This window comes from Sphingobium indicum BiD32 (assembly GCF_000382885.1).
Taxonomy (GTDB): Bacteria; Pseudomonadota; Alphaproteobacteria; order Sphingomonadales; family Sphingomonadaceae; genus Sphingobium; species Sphingobium japonicum_C.
On the sequence record NZ_CAVK010000155.1, the window covers coordinates 21,630 to 37,275 of the forward strand.

Annotated in this window: 14 protein-coding genes; 12 read left to right on the forward strand and 2 right to left on the reverse strand. The window is 62.1% G+C overall.

What is annotated here, in order from left to right; translation table 11 throughout:
- Entirely contained in the window at positions 1–477 is a 477-nt protein-coding gene (locus EBBID32_RS16050; RefSeq protein WP_037491201.1) for a type II toxin-antitoxin system RatA family toxin, read from the forward strand.
- Here the strand turns inward: EBBID32_RS16050 and EBBID32_RS16055 are convergent.
- Positions 423–941, reverse strand: coding sequence for a CinA family protein (locus EBBID32_RS16055; RefSeq protein ID WP_006960530.1), 519 nt, complete (start codon positions 939–941; stop codon positions 423–425). The genes EBBID32_RS16050 and EBBID32_RS16055 overlap by 55 nt on opposite strands.
- Before the next feature lie 4 nt (positions 942–945).
- Positions 946–2,133 (reverse strand): bifunctional 2-C-methyl-D-erythritol 4-phosphate cytidylyltransferase/2-C-methyl-D-erythritol 2,4-cyclodiphosphate synthase, encoded by a 1,188-nt coding sequence (locus EBBID32_RS16060; RefSeq protein WP_006960532.1) that lies wholly within the window; start codon positions 2,131–2,133, stop codon positions 946–948.
- A 98-nt stretch (positions 2,134–2,231) separates the two neighbouring features.
- Between EBBID32_RS16060 and dusB the strand changes: the two genes are divergently transcribed.
- From dusB to zapE, 11 genes are all read left to right on the forward strand, one after another.
- The gene (dusB, locus tag EBBID32_RS16065) at positions 2,232–3,254 is read left to right on the forward strand and encodes a tRNA dihydrouridine synthase DusB (RefSeq protein WP_006960535.1); all 1,023 of its coding nucleotides are present in this window, start codon (positions 2,232–2,234) and stop codon (positions 3,252–3,254) included.
- Positions 3,251–4,360, forward strand: coding sequence for a two-component system sensor histidine kinase NtrB (locus EBBID32_RS16070; RefSeq protein WP_006960537.1), 1,110 nt, complete (start codon positions 3,251–3,253; stop codon positions 4,358–4,360). Before dusB ends, EBBID32_RS16070 begins: the two co-directional genes overlap by 4 nt.
- Positions 4,360–5,805: a nitrogen regulation protein NR(I) gene (gene ntrC / locus EBBID32_RS16075; RefSeq protein ID WP_006960539.1), complete on the forward strand. Its 1,446-nt coding sequence runs from the start codon at positions 4,360–4,362 to the stop codon at positions 5,803–5,805. Before EBBID32_RS16070 ends, ntrC begins: the two co-directional genes overlap by 1 nt.
- Positions 5,806–5,914: 109 nt before the next feature.
- Positions 5,915–8,170: a sensor histidine kinase gene (locus EBBID32_RS16080; RefSeq protein WP_037491205.1), complete on the forward strand. Its 2,256-nt coding sequence runs from the start codon at positions 5,915–5,917 to the stop codon at positions 8,168–8,170.
- Positions 8,160–9,530, forward strand: a complete 1,371-nt coding sequence (gene ntrX / locus EBBID32_RS16085) for a nitrogen assimilation response regulator NtrX (RefSeq protein ID WP_006960543.1) — start codon at positions 8,160–8,162, stop codon at positions 9,528–9,530. Before EBBID32_RS16080 ends, ntrX begins: the two co-directional genes overlap by 11 nt.
- 206 nt (positions 9,531–9,736) lie before the next feature.
- Positions 9,737–10,219 carry an RNA chaperone Hfq gene (hfq, locus tag EBBID32_RS16090; RefSeq protein ID WP_006960545.1) on the forward strand — a complete coding sequence of 161 codons (483 nt, stop codon included), beginning with the start codon at positions 9,737–9,739 and terminating at the stop codon, positions 10,217–10,219.
- 129 nt (positions 10,220–10,348) lie between these two features.
- Entirely contained in the window at positions 10,349–11,293 is a 945-nt protein-coding gene (locus tag EBBID32_RS16095; RefSeq protein WP_006960546.1) for a glutaminase, read from the forward strand.
- Positions 11,294–12,132: 839 nt separating this feature from the next.
- Positions 12,133–13,314, forward strand: coding sequence for an acetyl-CoA C-acyltransferase (locus tag EBBID32_RS16100; RefSeq protein ID WP_006960548.1), 1,182 nt, complete (start codon positions 12,133–12,135; stop codon positions 13,312–13,314).
- Entirely contained in the window at positions 13,311–14,255 is a 945-nt protein-coding gene (locus tag EBBID32_RS16105; protein ID WP_006960551.1) for a hypothetical protein, read from the forward strand. The genes EBBID32_RS16100 and EBBID32_RS16105 overlap by 4 nt, the downstream gene beginning before the upstream one ends.
- Positions 14,252–14,509: a hypothetical protein gene (locus tag EBBID32_RS16110; RefSeq protein ID WP_006960553.1), complete on the forward strand. Its 258-nt coding sequence runs from the start codon at positions 14,252–14,254 to the stop codon at positions 14,507–14,509. The genes EBBID32_RS16105 and EBBID32_RS16110 overlap by 4 nt, the downstream gene beginning before the upstream one ends.
- Before the next feature lie 62 nt (positions 14,510–14,571).
- On the forward strand, positions 14,572–15,646 hold a 1,075-nt coding region (gene zapE, locus EBBID32_RS16115; protein ID WP_037491220.1), incomplete at its 3' end, for a cell division protein ZapE.

Genomic DNA, 15,646 nt, shown 5'->3' on the forward strand with positions numbered 1-15,646 from the left:
ATGCATCGGCATAACGAGACCCGCCATCTTCCCTACAGCCCGACGCAGATGTTCGACCTGGTGGCGGATGTCGCGCGCTACCCCGAATTTCTCCCCTGGATCAGTGCGATCCGGGTCCGATCGGACAGCGATACCGAAATGGTCGCCGACATGATCGTTGGGTTCAAGGGGATCAAGGAAAGCTTCACCTCGCGCGTCCACAAGCATCGGCCCGACCATGTCCGGGTCGATTATCTCGACGGGCCATTAAAGCATCTGCACAATGAATGGCGCTTCCGCGATGACGGGCAGGGCGGGGTGCTGGTCGATTTCGAGGTCGAGTTCGCGTTCAAGAACCGCCTGTTCGAGATGCTGGCGGGGCAGATGTTCGACAAGGCGCTGCGCAAGATGATCGGCGCGTTCGAGACGCGCGCCGCCCAGCTTTATGCGCCAGGCGAATCGGGCAGCAGCAGTTCCAGCGCACACAGCGCCGCCTGAAGCCGCACGCCGCCCCGGCCATCATTGTCGAAATAGCGCATGTCCGCGACGATCTTGTCGGGACTCGCCCCGCGTTCGGCGCGGGCGAATACGACGGTGCCGACCGGCTTTTGCTCGGTTCCGCCGCCCGGCCCGGCGATCCCGGTGATGGCGACGGCGACATGGGCATGACTTTTGAGCAATGCCCCCTGCGCCATCGCCCAGGCGGTGGCGATGGAGACCGCCCCGAAAGTTTCCAGCACATCATGCGAAACTTTCAGAAGTTCCGCCTTCATATCGTTGGAATAGGTAACAAATCCGGCCTCGAACACGTCGGAAGAACCGGCGATTTCGGTGAGCGCTGCGGACACCAGCCCCCCGGTGCAGCTTTCGGCGACGGCAATGGTGCGCCCGGCGCGGCGGTTGGCGATGATGACCCGGTCGGCAAGTTCGACCAGGATGGTGGGGAGGATGCTGTCTGGCATAGGATCAGGATAGCGCGGGAAGGGAGAGGGTGGCAACCGCTTGTGCCGCAATACCTTCGCGCCGCCCGGCAAAGCCCAGCCGCTCGGTGGTGGTCGCTTTCACACTGACCCGCTCGACGGGTACGTCGAGTATCTCGGCGATCCGCGCGCGCATGGCGTCGCGATGCGGGCCGATCCTGGGGGCTTCGCAGATGATGGTCAGGTCGACATGGTCGATCGTGCCGCCGCGCGCCGCAACCCGGTCCCGCGCATAGGCCAGGAAGCGATCGGATGAAGCCCCGCGCCACTGCGCGTCGGATGGTGGAAAGTGACTGCCAATATCCCCCTCCGCCAGCGCCCCCAGCAACGCATCGACGATGGCGTGCAGCGCCACGTCCGCATCGCTATGCCCGGCCAGGCCGCGGTCATGCGGCACCAGCACTCCGCCCAGCCACAATTCCTCATCCGGGGCGAGGCGGTGGACGTCATAGCCCATGCCGACGCGCACCGTGCGGGCGCTGGCCAGCCGGGCCTCTGCACGGGCAAAATCCTGCTTATAGGTCAATTTTTCCAGCCCCTCGTCGCCCGCGACCAATGTGACGTCATGGCCCCAGCCTTTCATGATCTGCGCGTCGTCGGTGGCTTCGCGGCTTTCATCCCAGCCGCGATGGGCTGCAAGGATCGTGTCGAAGCGAAAGACTTGTGGCGTCTGCACCCGGAATAGATCGTCGCGCGCCACGCCATCGCCCATCGCTCCGCCCATGCCACGCACCAGCGTATCAGCGACCGGCAGCACCGGGATCGCCCCCTGCGCATCGTCCAGCGCCGCCAGCAACCGATTAACGACTGCACCGGGCAAAAAGGGCCGCGCCGCGTCATGGATCAGCACCCGGTCAACGCCGCCCGCCGCCGCAATCGCCTCCAGCCCAGCCCGCACCGATCCGCGCCGACTGTCCGCGCCTTGCGTCATTCCCGCCACCACGCGACCGCCCAGCAGCGCGCGCACCTGCGCCTCCTGTCCAGCCCCGATCACCAGATGGATCGCGTCGATGTCCTCATGCGCTGCCAGAGCGTCCACTGCATGGGCGATCACCGCCTTGCCGCCAACGACGCGGAATTGCTTGGGAATGTCCCCGCCCGCGCGGCTGCCGGTACCAGCGGCGACCAGCAGGGCGACGGTTCTGTGCCTGTTGTCAGTCATGGCGCGGGGCATAGACGCTTGGGCGTGCCCCCGCCAGACCCCTTCGCTTGCTCCACAGGCCAATAACCGCTATGGGCTGCCTGTTTTTTAGGCAGTATCGTTCGAGTATCATGCGCAGGCTTTCCCCCATTTCCATCGGTCCGCTGACGATCGACATGCCCGTCGTGCTGGCGCCGATGACCGGCGTGACCGACATGCCGTTCCGCACGCTGGTGCGTCGCTATGGCTGCGGCCTTAATGTGACCGAGATGATCGCGACCGCCGCGATGATCCGCGAAACGCGCCAGTCGCTGCAAAAGGCTGCCTGGCATCCGCTGGAAGAACCCGTTTCGATGCAGCTGGCGGGCTGTTCGCCCGCCGAAATGGCCGATGCCGCCAAGCTGAACGCGGATCGTGGGGCTGCGATCATCGACATCAATATGGGCTGCCCGGTCAAGAAGGTGGTCAATGGCGACGCGGGCAGCGCGCTAATGCGCGACCTGCCGCTGGCCGCTGCCCTCATCAAGGCGACGGTCGAGGCGGTGGACGTGCCTGTGACGGTCAAGATGCGGATGGGCTGGGACCATAGCAGCCTCAACGCGCCCGAACTGGCGCATATCGCCGAGGATCTAGGCGCCAAGCTGATCACCGTCCACGGCCGCACCCGCTGCCAGATGTATAAGGGATCTGCTGACTGGAGCTTCATTCGGTCGGTCAAGGATGCGGTCAAGCTGCCGGTTATCGCCAATGGCGACATCTGCTCGATCGAGGACGCCGACATGGCGCTGGAACAGAGTGGCGCGGACGGGGTGATGATCGGCCGGGGCGCCTATGGCCGTCCCTGGCTGATCAGTCAGGTCATGGCCTGGCTGAAGCGGGGAGAGCGTGTGCCCGACCCGTCGCTGGAAGAACAATATCATGCGATCATAGGGCATTATAAGGCAATGCTCGATCATTATGACAATTATACCGGCGTTAACATGGCCCGCAAGCATATCGGCTGGTACACCAAGGGGCTGACCGGATCGGCCGAGTTCCGCAATGCGGTCAATCAGGAACCGGATGCGGACAAGGTGCTGGACATGCTGGCCCGCTTCTACGAACCGCTGATCGCGGGCGGGGTGGAGGCGGTGGACGCGCGCCGGGCGGCATGAACGGCGCACTCCCGCTGGTCCCGCCGCTCCGGATGCAGCAGGACGGGCCGACACTGGCCGAACAGATGACCGCGCTGCCGGTGGCGACTTTGGTGATCCGCCCCGACAACAGCATTGCCGAAGCCAATGTCCGGGCCGAAACCCTGCTCAACATGGCCCGCTCCGCCATCGTCGGCAGCGATGTCGCACGCACCATTCGTATTGCAGAGGCAGGTGCGCGCTTTGATATCTGGCACAGCCAGAAGCCAATCGCGGCCTATGACATCAAGGTCCATGCCGGGCGCACCGCCGAAATGGAGGTCGACCTGATGATCGCACCGATCGTCGATCATGATGGCTGGCGCGTCGTGTCGCTCCATGCGCAAAGCCAGGCGCGCAAGATCGGCCATCGTGGCACGTCGGGCGGCGCGCGCTCCGCCATGGGCGCGGCGGCGATCCTGGCGCATGAGATCAAGAACCCGCTGTCGGGCATACGCGGCGCGGCGCAATTGCTGGAAGGCGGGCAGGGCGGACGCGACGCGGCGCTGACCCAGCTCATTTGCAACGAGGTCGATCGCATCGCCGCGCTGATCGACCGGATGCAGGATTTCACCACTGACCGGACGCTGGAATGTCACCCCGGCAACATCTATCCGCTGATCGACCGGGCGGCCGATATCGCCGCCGCGGGTTTTGCCAGGCATGTCCGTATTATAAAGCGTTACGACCCATCCTTGCCATTTGCCAACATCAATGACGATGCGCTGGTGCAGGTGATGATCAACCTGCTCAAAAATGCGGCGGAAGCCCTGGAGCATGTCGCCAAGCCGCGCATTCGCGTCGAAACCGCCTTCCGCCATGGCGTGTCGGTGATGGTCGGCGGCGGCAAGGGCAGCGCGGTGCTGCCGATCGAGATCGTCGTGGTCGACAATGGACCGGGCGTGCCGGAACATATTTTGGACCATCTCTTCAACCCCTTCATCACCGGCAAGCGCGACGGGCAGGGACTGGGGCTGGCACTGGTGGACAAGCTGGTGCGGGACATGAACGGATTTGTTCAATATGCGCGCGATGCGGAGGCGGGCGAATCCACCTTCCGCATCCTGCTGCCGATGGGGATGGGGTAATGGCCGCGACAGGGACGGTGCTGGTGGTCGATGACGATCCCGCCATCTGCGTGGTGGTGGGCGAAGCGCTGCGGCGGCAGGGGCATAAGGTCAAGACCGCCGGGTCGATCCGCGAGCGCGCCGCGCTGATGGACAGTTTCACGCCTGACGTGCTGATCACCGACGTCATGCTGCCCGATGGCGACGGGCTGGAGGGGGTGGCGGATATCATCGCCGCCCGGCCAGCGCTCAGCGTTATCATATTGTCTGCGCAGAACACGCTCAATACCGCGATCCGCGCGACTGAAAAGGGGGCGTTTGAATATCTGCCAAAGCCCTTCGACCTCAATGAACTGACCCGTGCCGTGTCCGACGCACTGGGCACCCGATATGAAGCGGACGGGGAAACAGAGGCGGGCGGCCTGCCCCATGACGGCCTGCCGTTGGTCGGGCGATCACCTGCGATGCAGGAAGTCTATCGCACCATCGCCCGCGTGCTGTCGAACGACCTGTCGATTCTGGTGCTGGGCGAATCCGGCACCGGCAAGGAACTGGTGGCCGAAGCGATCCACAGTCTGGGCCAGCGCCGGACCAAGCCGTTCGTCGCGATCAACATGGCCGCCATCCCCCGTGAGCTGATCGAAGCAGAACTATTTGGTTATGAAAAGGGTGCCTTTACCGGCGCCCACGCCCGCACAGCTGGCAAGTTCGAGCAGGCACAGGGCGGCACGCTGTTTCTCGACGAAATCGGCGACATGCCCATGGAGGCGCAGACCCGGTTGCTGCGGGTGCTGCAATCGGGCGAAGTGACGACCGTGGGCGGCTCCAAACCTGTCCGGGTCAATGTCCGCATCATCGCGGCCACCAACAAGCATCTGCCCCAGTTGATCGAGGAAAACCGGTTCCGGCAGGATCTCTATTATCGCCTGAATGTCGTGCCGATCGCCCTCCCCGCACTGCGCGAACGGCGCGAGGATGTCATCCTGCTCGCCCGCCATTTCTTGGAACGGGCGGCGCAGGAAGGGCTGCCGCGCAAGACGCTGGCGGACGATGCGACGCAGTTGCTCATGGTCTATCACTGGCCCGGCAATGTTCGTGAGTTGCAGAATATGATGCAGCGCCTCGCCGTGCTGAGCCGTGAAAATGTCATCACTGGCGAAATCCTGCGCAACATGCTGCCGATGGATGCGGTGCCGGCCGACTATGCCGCGCCCGCCGACCATCTGGCCTATGCCGTGCGCGACTGGGCGAAGCGGCAACTGGGCGTTGGTATCGGCCAGCCCAATCGCAACCTGCATGACGATCTGCTGGCGGTCATCGAGCCGATCCTGTTGCAGGAGGTGCTGGCCACGGTCGATGGCAACCAGATCCGGGCCGCCGGGTTGCTGGGCATCAACCGCAACACGCTGCGCAAGAAGCTGACCGACTATGGGCTGGACCCGCTGCAACTGCGCCTGACCGATTGATCGATATCAGTGCCGGGCGGGACGAACCGACGGCCTGAATCGACCAGTAACAGCAGATGCGACAATTACTGTGTTTGATCGGGCACGGGGTTGTTGTAACAAAGCCACTATGAGCGGCGTGACTACAGTTTCCCGGCGGGTGCCGGCTTGGCGGAGGCATTTGCCGCCTTTCCTGCGCCGACGGCGTCTGGCTGCCCTGGTCGAAGCGGTGACGCTTGGGTTGTTCCTGGGGATGGGGGTGCTGACCTACTGGCTCTTGTCCAGCAGCGGCCAATCCTACGCGCTGCTGACCCCGCCGATCGTCGCTTTGCTGCTGGTTGCCAATCTTGTCCCTGCCATCGCCCTGCTGGTGCTGCTGGGACGGCGCGTGGCCAAGCGGCGCGCGGCGGCTTCGGCCATTGGCAGCGACGGCCAGTTGCACGTCCGCCTGGTCGCCATTTTCTCGATCGTTGCCAGCGTGCCCATGCTGCTGGTGGTGATCTTCGCATCGCTCCTGTTCCAATATGGCGTGCAATTCTGGTTCTCCGACAGCGCGCGCGGGATGCTGCAAAATGCCAGCGATCTGGCGCGCGGCTATTATGAGCAGAATCTGCGCGAGGTCGGTGACGAGACGGTCACCATGGCCAGCGATCTGCGCGACTATCTGGCCCAATCGAAGGTCAACAGTCCGCGCTTTGCCGAAGGCTTCATCTATCAGGTCGTGACCCGCAAACTCAACCGGTCGGCCATCATCGAAGTGGGCAAGGATGGCGTCGCCCGCACCGCCGCCACGGTCGATCCCGAAAACCGGCCCGCCGCGCAAATGCTGACCGCCGCTGTGGTCAAGCGGCTGAACGCGGGCGAAAATGTCGTCGTTCAGGCCAAGCCGCAGCAGATCGAGGCGGTGACCTTGCTCTATCCGGGGTCGAAAATCTATCTCTACGCCACCCGCGATTCCGGCTCCTGGGCGTTCAGCAATGTCGAGCGCGCGCAGAAGGTGATCGCCGATTATGATGTGTTTTCGGCGCAATCGCGTGCGTTGCAACTCCGCTTCAACGTCGCCCTGTTCGTCGGATCGCTGCTGCTGGTCGGCATTGCCGTCTATATCGCGCTGGCCGTGGCCGACTGGATGGTCCGACCGGTCAATGAACTGGTCACGGCCGCACGGAGGATCACCGCAGGCGACCTGTCGGCGCGCGTCACCAGTCCGCTGGCCCGCGACGAGATCGGCACGCTGGCGTCGGCCTTCAACCGCATGACGCAAAGGCTGGAGGCGCAGACCGGCGCGCTGGTCGCCGCCAACAGCCAGCTCGACGAACGCCGCGCCTTTATCGAGGCGATCCTGTCGGGCGTTACCGCTGGCGTGCTGTCGGTCGACCGCAAGGGCGTGATCCAGTTGCTCAACCGCTCTGCCGCCGCGATTTTGGTGGAGGAGGGGGACGACCCGGTCGGGCGCCTGCTCACCGACGTCTCTACCGAACTGGCGGACCTGATCGCATCGGACGACAGCGCGGGCATCGTTCAGGTGCGCGCCCATGGCGACCTGCGCACGCTGGCGGTCAAGGTGTCGGACGATGCGTCGGGCCATATCCTGACCTTCGATGATATCACCCAGCAACTGTCCGACCAGCGCCGCGCCGCCTGGTCCGATGTCGCCCGCCGGATCGCGCATGAGATCAAGAATCCGCTGACCCCCATCCAGTTGGCCGCCGAACGGCTCCAGCGCCGCTATGCCGATGAAATCACCAGCGACCGGCCGACCTTCACCCGGCTGACCGGGACGATCGTGCGACAGGTGGGCGATCTGCGCCGTATCGTCGATGAATTCTCCTCCTTCGCGCGGATGCCAAAGCCGGTATTCCGGCGCGAGACTGTGGGCGACATCGCCCGCCACGCGCTGTTCCTGCACGAAGTCGCGCATCCCGATATTCGCTTCGATTATCAGGCTGACACGCCCGATCTGGAACTGGTCTGCGACCGGCGGCAATTGGGGCAGGCTTTGACGAATATCGTCAAAAATGCGGTCGAAGCCATTGAACCCAAGCCGGAACCGGCAGATGGCGAACCGCGCGGTCATGTATCGATGCGGGTCGCACAGATGGGCGACGATCTGGTCATCACCGTGCGCGATGACGGCATCGGCCTGCCCCCGGAACGTGAACGAATCTTGGAACCCTATATGACCACGCGGACCAAGGGGACGGGTCTCGGCCTCGCCATCGTCAAGAAGATTGTCGAGGAGCATCTGGGGGAAATTCGCTTCGATGACGCGCAGGGTGGCGGCGCGTCGGTAACATTGCGTTTTGCTGCGGCAGCGCTGGAAAAATTGGAAGAAGGGCAGGTTATTGCCATGCCCAAAGGAAAAGTGACGGCCAATGGCGCTTGATATTCTGATAGTCGACGATGAAGAGGATATTCGCGATCTGGTCGCGGGTGTGCTGGAAGATGAGGGCTTCACCACCCGCACCGCCGCCAACAGCGACAGCGCGATCGAGGCGCTGGATTCGCGCCGTCCATCGCTCGTCCTGCTCGACGTGTGGTTGCAGGGATCGCGCATGGACGGTCTGGAACTGCTGGATGAGATCAAGCGGCGCGACCCGACGATTCCCGTGCTGATGATCTCCGGCCATGGCAATATCGACACCGCCGTCGCCGCGATCCGTAAGGGGGCCGCCGACTTCATCGAAAAGCCGTTCGAGGCCGACCGGCTCATCCATCTGGTATCGCGCGCGACCGAGACGGAACGGCTGCGGCGCGAAAATCAGGTGCTGCGCGCTCGGTTCGGGCAGGATGACGAACTGACCGGTACGTCGGCAGCGGTCAACGGCGTGCGCGCCACGATCAAGAAGGTCGCGGGGACCGGCAGCCGAGTCCTGATTTCCGGCCCGGCGGGCGTTGGCAAGGAAGTTGCCGCGCGGATGCTGCACAGCTGGAGCGGTCGCGCCGATTCTCCCTTCATCATCGTCGCTGCTGCCCGCATGGACCCCGACCGGGTCGAGGAGGAACTGTTCGGTCTGGAGGACCAGAGCGGTCTCGTGCGTCCCGGCTATCTGGAACAGGCGCATGGCGGCACCCTCTATATCGACGAAGTTGCCGATATGCCGATCACGACGCAGGGCAAGATATTGCGCGTCCTGACCGACCAGAGCTTCACCCGCGTTGGCGGCCAGCGCCAGGTCAAGGTCGATGTCCGCGTCATCTCCTCAACCGCGCGCGATCTGTCGACCGAGATTGAGGAACGTCGCTTCCGCGAGGATCTCTTCTATCGTCTCAATGTCGTGCCGCTGGTCATCCCGCCTTTGTCCGAACGGCGCGACGATATTCCGCCGCTGGTCGAACATTATCTTGCTCGTTTCGCCGCCGAACGGCGTGTGCCGCCACCAGATATGGCGAGCGACGCCATGGCAGCGCTGCAGGCCAATGAATGGCCCGGCAATGTCCGTCAGTTGCGCAATGTCATCGAACGCACGATGATTTTGGCACCGGGCGACCGCATCGGCCGCATCGAGCTGGACATGCTGCCGGCTGAACTGACCAGCAGCGGCGGTGGCGAAGGCATGGGGCAGTCCGCGATCATGGGCGCGCCGCTTCGTGAAGCCCGCGAAAGTTTCGAGCGGGAATATCTGCGCATCCAGATCCGCCGCTTTTCGGGCAATATATCGCGCACGGCGACCTTCATCGGCATGGAACGTTCCGCATTGCACCGCAAACTCAAGCTGCTGGGTATTACCGACGGCAAGGAATAGGACGGCACCCCTCCGTCTGGCCTCCGGCCATCCGCCTCCCTTGCAGGGGAGGATGCTCGAAACGGGCGACCCATTCCCCATGGACGCCCCTTCGCAATTGCGATACGATTATCCCTGCTCCCGACAAGCGGGAGCAGGCAAGACACCCTGCCCAGGGGTGCAAGAGCGGGTAACGTCCCGCCAAGAATAAAGGACCGGCATAGACCATGGCCGATAAAGTGAACAATCTTCAGGACATTTTCCTGAACAGCCTGCGCAAGAGCAAGACCCCGGTGACCATGTTCCTGGTCAAGGGCGTGAAGCTACAGGGCATCATCACCTGGTTCGATAATTTTTCCGTGCTGCTGCGCCGCGATGGCCAGTCCCAGCTGGTGTATAAGCACGCTATTTCCACGGTGATGCCGGCCCAGTCTATGGACCTGACCGACCTGCGCAAGGCAAGCGACGGCAATGGCAAGGCCAAGCTGTTGCAGGAAATCTTCCTGACCGCGGTTCGCAAGTCCGGCAGCCCGGTGACGATGTTCCTCGTCAACGGCGTGATGCTCCAGGGCGAAATCGCTGCCTTCGATCTGTTCTGCATGTTGCTCGAACGCGATGGCATGGTCCAGCTGGTCTATAAGCACGCCATTTCCACGGTCCAGCCGCTCCATTCGCTCGACCTGTCGGGCGAGAATGAACAGGACGACTGATCCTGCACGGAGCGCTTTTCCGCACCCTGTGGATTGAGCGTTTGGAAAGGCCGTATCGAAGCGTCATACAGTCTGTATGATTGTTCGATACGGCCTTTCTGCTTTGCGCAACTGGGTTAGGGCAAAGGCATGAGCCTCGATCTTCCGGCCGTCATTGCCGACATCACCGCCAGCATGGCGTCCATGGAGGATCGCGGGCAGGTTGCGACCTATATTCCTGAACTCGCGACGATCGACCCGGCGCAATTTGGCATCGCCATCGTCACCGCCGATGGCCGGATACTGACCGGGGGCGACGCTGACACCGGCTTTTCGATCCAGTCAGTGTCCAAGGTATTTGCGCTCACCCTGGCGCTCGGCAAGGTCGGCGACCAGCTGTGGGACCGGGTTGGGCGTGAGCCGTCGGGCAATGCCTTCAATTCGATCACCCAACTGGAGCATGAGCAGGGAATCCCGCGCAATCCCTTCATCAATGCCGGTGCGATCGTTGTCGCCGACGTCAATCTGGGCGGTCACGAACCGCGTGTAGCGATAGGCGAGATGCTGCGCTTCGTGCGCTATCTGGCTGGCGATGACAGCATTACGATCAACGATGCGGTGGCGGCGTCGGAAACCGCGACCGGCTTTCGCAACATGGCGCTCGCCAACTATATGCGCGCTTTCAACAATGTCCGTCATCCCGCCGAACTGGTGCTGGGCAGCTACTTTCACCAATGCGCGATCGAGATGAGCTGTCGGCAACTGGCGCTGGCGGGGCGTTATCTTATGCTCGACGGGCGCCATCCGGGCGGGGGGAGGGTGATCTCTCCGCGCCGGGCGCGCCGCATCAACGCGCTGATGCTCACCTGCGGCCATTATGACGCATCGGGCGACTTCGCCTTCCGCGTCGGCATTCCCGGCAAGTCGGGCGTGGGCGGGGGGATATTGGCGATCGTGCCGGGCCGCGCTGCCATCGCGGTCTGGTCGCCGGGCCTGAACGCCAGCGGCAATAGCTGCCTTGGCACGCTGGCGCTCGAGGAACTGGCCCGACGTACCGGCTGGTCGGTGTTCAGCCCACCGGATGAGGGCGACTGAAGCAGAGTATCGGATAAGTCTGGAGCCTTTCCTGCGGGCGGCTGCACCGCCGCGCTGGCAGGAAAATCTGGCTCCCCCATTAATCTACATTGCGAACTTCTTTAGGCTTCCTACGATGGAAGCTAGGAAACTGGTCACGCGTTACCGTGCCGCGTTCAAGAACGCAGCTTGAGTTATATCTATAAGTCAACCAGTACGTCCTTCATCGTTCCACATGGCGCAAGATAACTTGCTATTTCCCTTTTAGGGATGGCTGTTGTCTTGCGAGTGGAAGCAATAAATCGTTATTTAATTCAGATCGTGGCACGTGATCCAGCGGTTCATCGCTCATACGAGCGTGTGGCTCGGCTCTCTCTCGGTTCGATCTGAAGTTGTAATGGCTCAGGATTTTGATCGCCGCAATGGGTAGGGCACTGAAGTGCCGCTTGCGCATCAACGCGGGCAAAAGGGTACAAATCTACCTTTTTGCATCCGATACAAGAGCTTGGCGAGAATCGGGCCGTCAGGCCGATCATCGCCACCGGCAAGCCCCTCGAGAGATGTCCGGTCGCTCTTAAATCGTTCACCTCGCTTTCCGATAGACGCAAACAAACATTTTTGGATAGACAACTGCTATCCCACACATCTTTTTCCTGCTATGAAGCTGTATATTGATATATTAAACATCATTTGGCGTCGGAAAGGTGAACCGTCGAGGGAGGTTCTTGCATCGAACGCAGTCGCCGGGCTGTGCCTCAGTCTTCTTCAAGCAACATTCTGAACCCCGCCCAATCTTTCAATCGTAACGGGCGTCGCCATGCCGACAGCCTGCGAGACTGTTCGGCTGATAAGGAACTCCAATGACCGATCCCGTCGTTATCGTTAGCTATGCCCGTACCCCTATGGGCGCCTTCCAGGGTGCGCTGTCGGGGGCCACTGCGACGCAGCTCGGCGCCGTCGCGGTGAAGGCAGCGATCGAGCGCGCTGGCGTGGATCCGGCACTCATCGAACGCATCTATATGGGCTGTGTCCTCCCGGCAGGCCTCGGCCAAGCACCGGCGCGGCAGGCGGCGTTGGGCGCCGGCCTTCCCCAATCGGTCGAGGCTACCACGATCAACAAAATGTGTGGCTCGGGCATGCAAGCGGTGATCCTTGCGCAGGAAGGTCTCGCCGCCGGCGCCGCCGATATCCTCGTCGCGGGAGGCATGGAGAGCATGACGAATGCTCCTTATGCCTTGCCGAAACACCGCAAAGGCGCTCGCCTGGGCCATGACCGGATCATCGATACGATGATGATGGATGGCCTCGAGGACGCGTATTCGGTCGGCCGGCCGATGGGCGCCTTTGCCCAGGAGACCGCCGATGAGTTTGAGTTCACGCGGGCGTTGCAGGACACTTACGCGATAGAGTCACTCAGGCGTGCCAACGAAGCCGTTACCTCCGGCGCTTTCGCGAAGGAGATCGCCGCTGTTACGATTGCGAACCGCGGCGGCGACATCATCGTCGATACCGATGAACAACCGGGCAAAGCAAAGGCCGACAAGATCCCGATGTTGAAGTCGGCGTTTGCCGACGGCGGCAGCATCACTGCCGCGACTTCGGCTTCGATATCCGACGGTGCGGCGGCGCTGGTGCTGACACGGAAAAGTATCGCAGAACGGCTGGGACTTCCGATCGTGGCCGAGATCGTCGCGACTGCGGCACATGCCCACGCGCCCGAGCGCTTCACCACCGCGCCGGTCTTCGCCATTCGCAAAGTGCTCGATAAGGCGGGCTGGACGGTCGATGATGTTGATCTTTTCGAGGTCAACGAAGCGTTTGCGGTCGTTGCGATGATCGCGGCACGGGAACTCGGCATCGCTTACGACCGGCTGAATGTTCATGGTGGCGCGACTGCGTTGGGCCATCCGATCGGTGCGTCAGGCGCACGCTTGATCGCCACGCTGCTCGCAGCACTCGAACGCCATGGTGGTCGCAAGGGGGTTGCAAGCCTGTGCATCGGTGGTGGCGAAGCCACTGCCATTGCCCTGCAGCGTCAATGACCGAACCACAGCGCGCGATGATGGAGGAATTGGTATGGGCGCATCGCGATGCTGAGACGCTTGCGGGCGACTTAGGGCTCGACGATGACAGCACCAGCATGTTGCAAAGTCTGGGGTTTTGGCCTCGCCCCGTAACTTCTCCGGCGACCAGGCCCGGGAGCCCCTATGTCTGCCAGATTGGCGATGTTCGTTCCTTGCATTTCGACTGGTCCAGCATCCAGAGCGGCATGAGCTTGAATGATCCGCTAGAGCTCCAGTTCGACTACACGCGGATGATGATGGGGTTCCTCGTCTTTAACCCCGCGCCTCGATCCATAGAGATGATTGGCCTCGGGGGCGGGTCACTGGCCAAATATTGCTACCATAAAGTACCGGGCGCCAACATCACCGTCGCCGAGATCGATGGTGACGTCATCGCGCTGCGGGACGCATTTCTCATTCCCCCTGATGGACCGCGTTTCCGTGTCCTATGCGATGACGGCGCGCACTTCATAAGTCGGCAGGTGGGATGCCCGGACGTCCTTTTGATCGATGGGTTCGATAGAGACGGCCAGCCACCACAATTATGTTCGCAGGATTTCTATCGCACTTGCTACGATCGGATGGCTCCCTCCGGCTTGTTGATCGCCAACCTTTGGGGCGATCACGAGGTCTATTCCGATCGCATCCGGCGGGCCTTCTTTGGCAACGTCATCGTGATCGAGACCGAGGGGGGAGGCAACCGCGCGGCGATCGCTCGGAAGGACGGCAACCTCGACCTATCGCCCAGCCAACTGGAAGCGACACTTGCCACGCTCGCTCCGTGTCACGATGGCTTCTTACCTGCGATCGGCCGAAGGATTTTGACGCAGGTTGATCGTGAACGGCAAGCCTATCGTAACGCACGGGCGGGGCGCCTTCCCAGCATGTCGTCGTCCGACCAATATGTGAGCCGCAGATGACCGAGCCATCGGGCACGCCGTTTCTGCTCATCGTTTTTGATACCGCTCAAGCCACCTTTTCGGTTGAAGGCCCGGTCAGCGATGATCGCGCATGGCAGGCCGCGATCGCCGCAGCATGTGTCGACCGCGCGACTGTTGGATATCATGCGTGCCTCGATGGTGGCGCGCGGATGTGGCGCAGAACCGCTGCGCAGGAGTTTCGCGAACGGACTGGGTATCGGCGCGTTGCAATGGGGTCGATCGTCCAGATTTAGTGGTCAGCCGCCTCGATACAGAAGCGCTGCCGGACGAGCGATGGCGCAGGCTTTGAAGATTTATGGAGCAACAAAACTTGGTCGATAATGCAGTGATTGCTCGATACGATGCCGCAATCGCAAGGGGCGAACTCAGTCCTGATGCGGCCCAGCGACGCGTCGCTGAGAGGCTTGGCGAGCTCGTATCGGCATTCGACCCCAAAGCAGTTCGGCCGACTTTATTGTCGCGGTTCGTTAAACGCCGACCGGTAGCGGCCCGCGGCGTATACCTGTGGGGCGGCGTCGGACGCGGAAAGTCCATGATGATGGACCTGTTATATGATGTCATCCCAATCCGGGAAAAGCGCCGTGTTCATTTCCACGAGTTCATGCAGGACGTCCATGATCGGCTGCGCATCGAGCGCTCGCGTGAGGTGGCGAACCCCATCATTCCCGTCGCGGACGCAATCGCAAGCGAAGCCCGGCTGCTCGCGTTTGATGAGATGATCGTCACCAATTCGGCCGACGCAATGATATTATCACGTTTGTTTATGCGCCTGATGTCCCGCGACGTCACCGTCGTCGCCACGTCCAATCGCGCTCCGGACGAGCTGTATAAAAATGGGCTGAATCGCGAACATTTCCTTCCATTTATCGCAATGCTCAAGGACCGGCTCGACGTCCTGACGTTGGATGGTCCTACCGACTATCGCATGCAGCGATTAGGTGGGTTTCAGACTTGGTATGCGCCCAACGGTTCGCCCTCGACAGAAGCATTGAGCCGTGCCTTTTTCCGATTGACCGACTTTCCAGTTGAAGACCGAGACCATGTTCCTGCCGAAGAATTGGCTGTGCAGGGCGGGCGCACGCTGTTCGTGCCCAAATCGTTGAAGGGTGTGGCGGTGTTTTCGTTTCGCCGTTTGTGCGGCGAAGCGCGCGGCGTGCCGGACTATCTCGCGCTTGCCCGCCGCTACCATACGCTCATTCTGGTAGGGATCCCGGTGTTGGGTGCCGATCGGCGATCGGAAGCTGCCCGGTTCAAGATACTGATCGACACCCTGTACGAGCACGGCGTCAAGCTTCTGGCTGCGGCAGATGGGGAACCCGAGCACCTCTATGCCGACACGGACGACGCCTTTGGACTTGTAACGGATTTGC

What these genes read in the sequence shown, in the direction of transcription:
- EBBID32_RS16050 (WP_037491201.1), top strand. Translation starts at nt 1, where the DNA reads ATGCATCGGCATAACGAGACCCGCCATCTTCCCTACAGCCCGACGCAG.
- EBBID32_RS16055 (WP_006960530.1), bottom strand. Translation starts at nt 941, where the DNA reads ATGCCAGACAGCATCCTCCCCACCATCCTGGTCGAACTTGCCGACCGG.
- EBBID32_RS16060 (WP_006960532.1), bottom strand. Translation starts at nt 2,133, where the DNA reads ATGCCCCGCGCCATGACTGACAACAGGCACAGAACCGTCGCCCTGCTG.
- dusB (WP_006960535.1), top strand. Translation starts at nt 2,232, where the DNA reads ATGCGCAGGCTTTCCCCCATTTCCATCGGTCCGCTGACGATCGACATG.
- EBBID32_RS16070 (WP_006960537.1), top strand. Translation starts at nt 3,251, where the DNA reads ATGAACGGCGCACTCCCGCTGGTCCCGCCGCTCCGGATGCAGCAGGAC.
- ntrC (WP_006960539.1), top strand. Translation starts at nt 4,360, where the DNA reads ATGGCCGCGACAGGGACGGTGCTGGTGGTCGATGACGATCCCGCCATC.
- EBBID32_RS16080 (WP_037491205.1), top strand. Translation starts at nt 5,915, where the DNA reads ATGAGCGGCGTGACTACAGTTTCCCGGCGGGTGCCGGCTTGGCGGAGG.
- ntrX (WP_006960543.1), top strand. Translation starts at nt 8,160, where the DNA reads ATGGCGCTTGATATTCTGATAGTCGACGATGAAGAGGATATTCGCGAT.
- hfq (WP_006960545.1), top strand. Translation starts at nt 9,737, where the DNA reads ATGGCCGATAAAGTGAACAATCTTCAGGACATTTTCCTGAACAGCCTG.
- EBBID32_RS16095 (WP_006960546.1), top strand. Translation starts at nt 10,349, where the DNA reads ATGAGCCTCGATCTTCCGGCCGTCATTGCCGACATCACCGCCAGCATG.
- EBBID32_RS16100 (WP_006960548.1), top strand. Translation starts at nt 12,133, where the DNA reads ATGACCGATCCCGTCGTTATCGTTAGCTATGCCCGTACCCCTATGGGC.
- EBBID32_RS16105 (WP_006960551.1), top strand. Translation starts at nt 13,311, where the DNA reads ATGACCGAACCACAGCGCGCGATGATGGAGGAATTGGTATGGGCGCAT.
- EBBID32_RS16110 (WP_006960553.1), top strand. Translation starts at nt 14,252, where the DNA reads ATGACCGAGCCATCGGGCACGCCGTTTCTGCTCATCGTTTTTGATACC.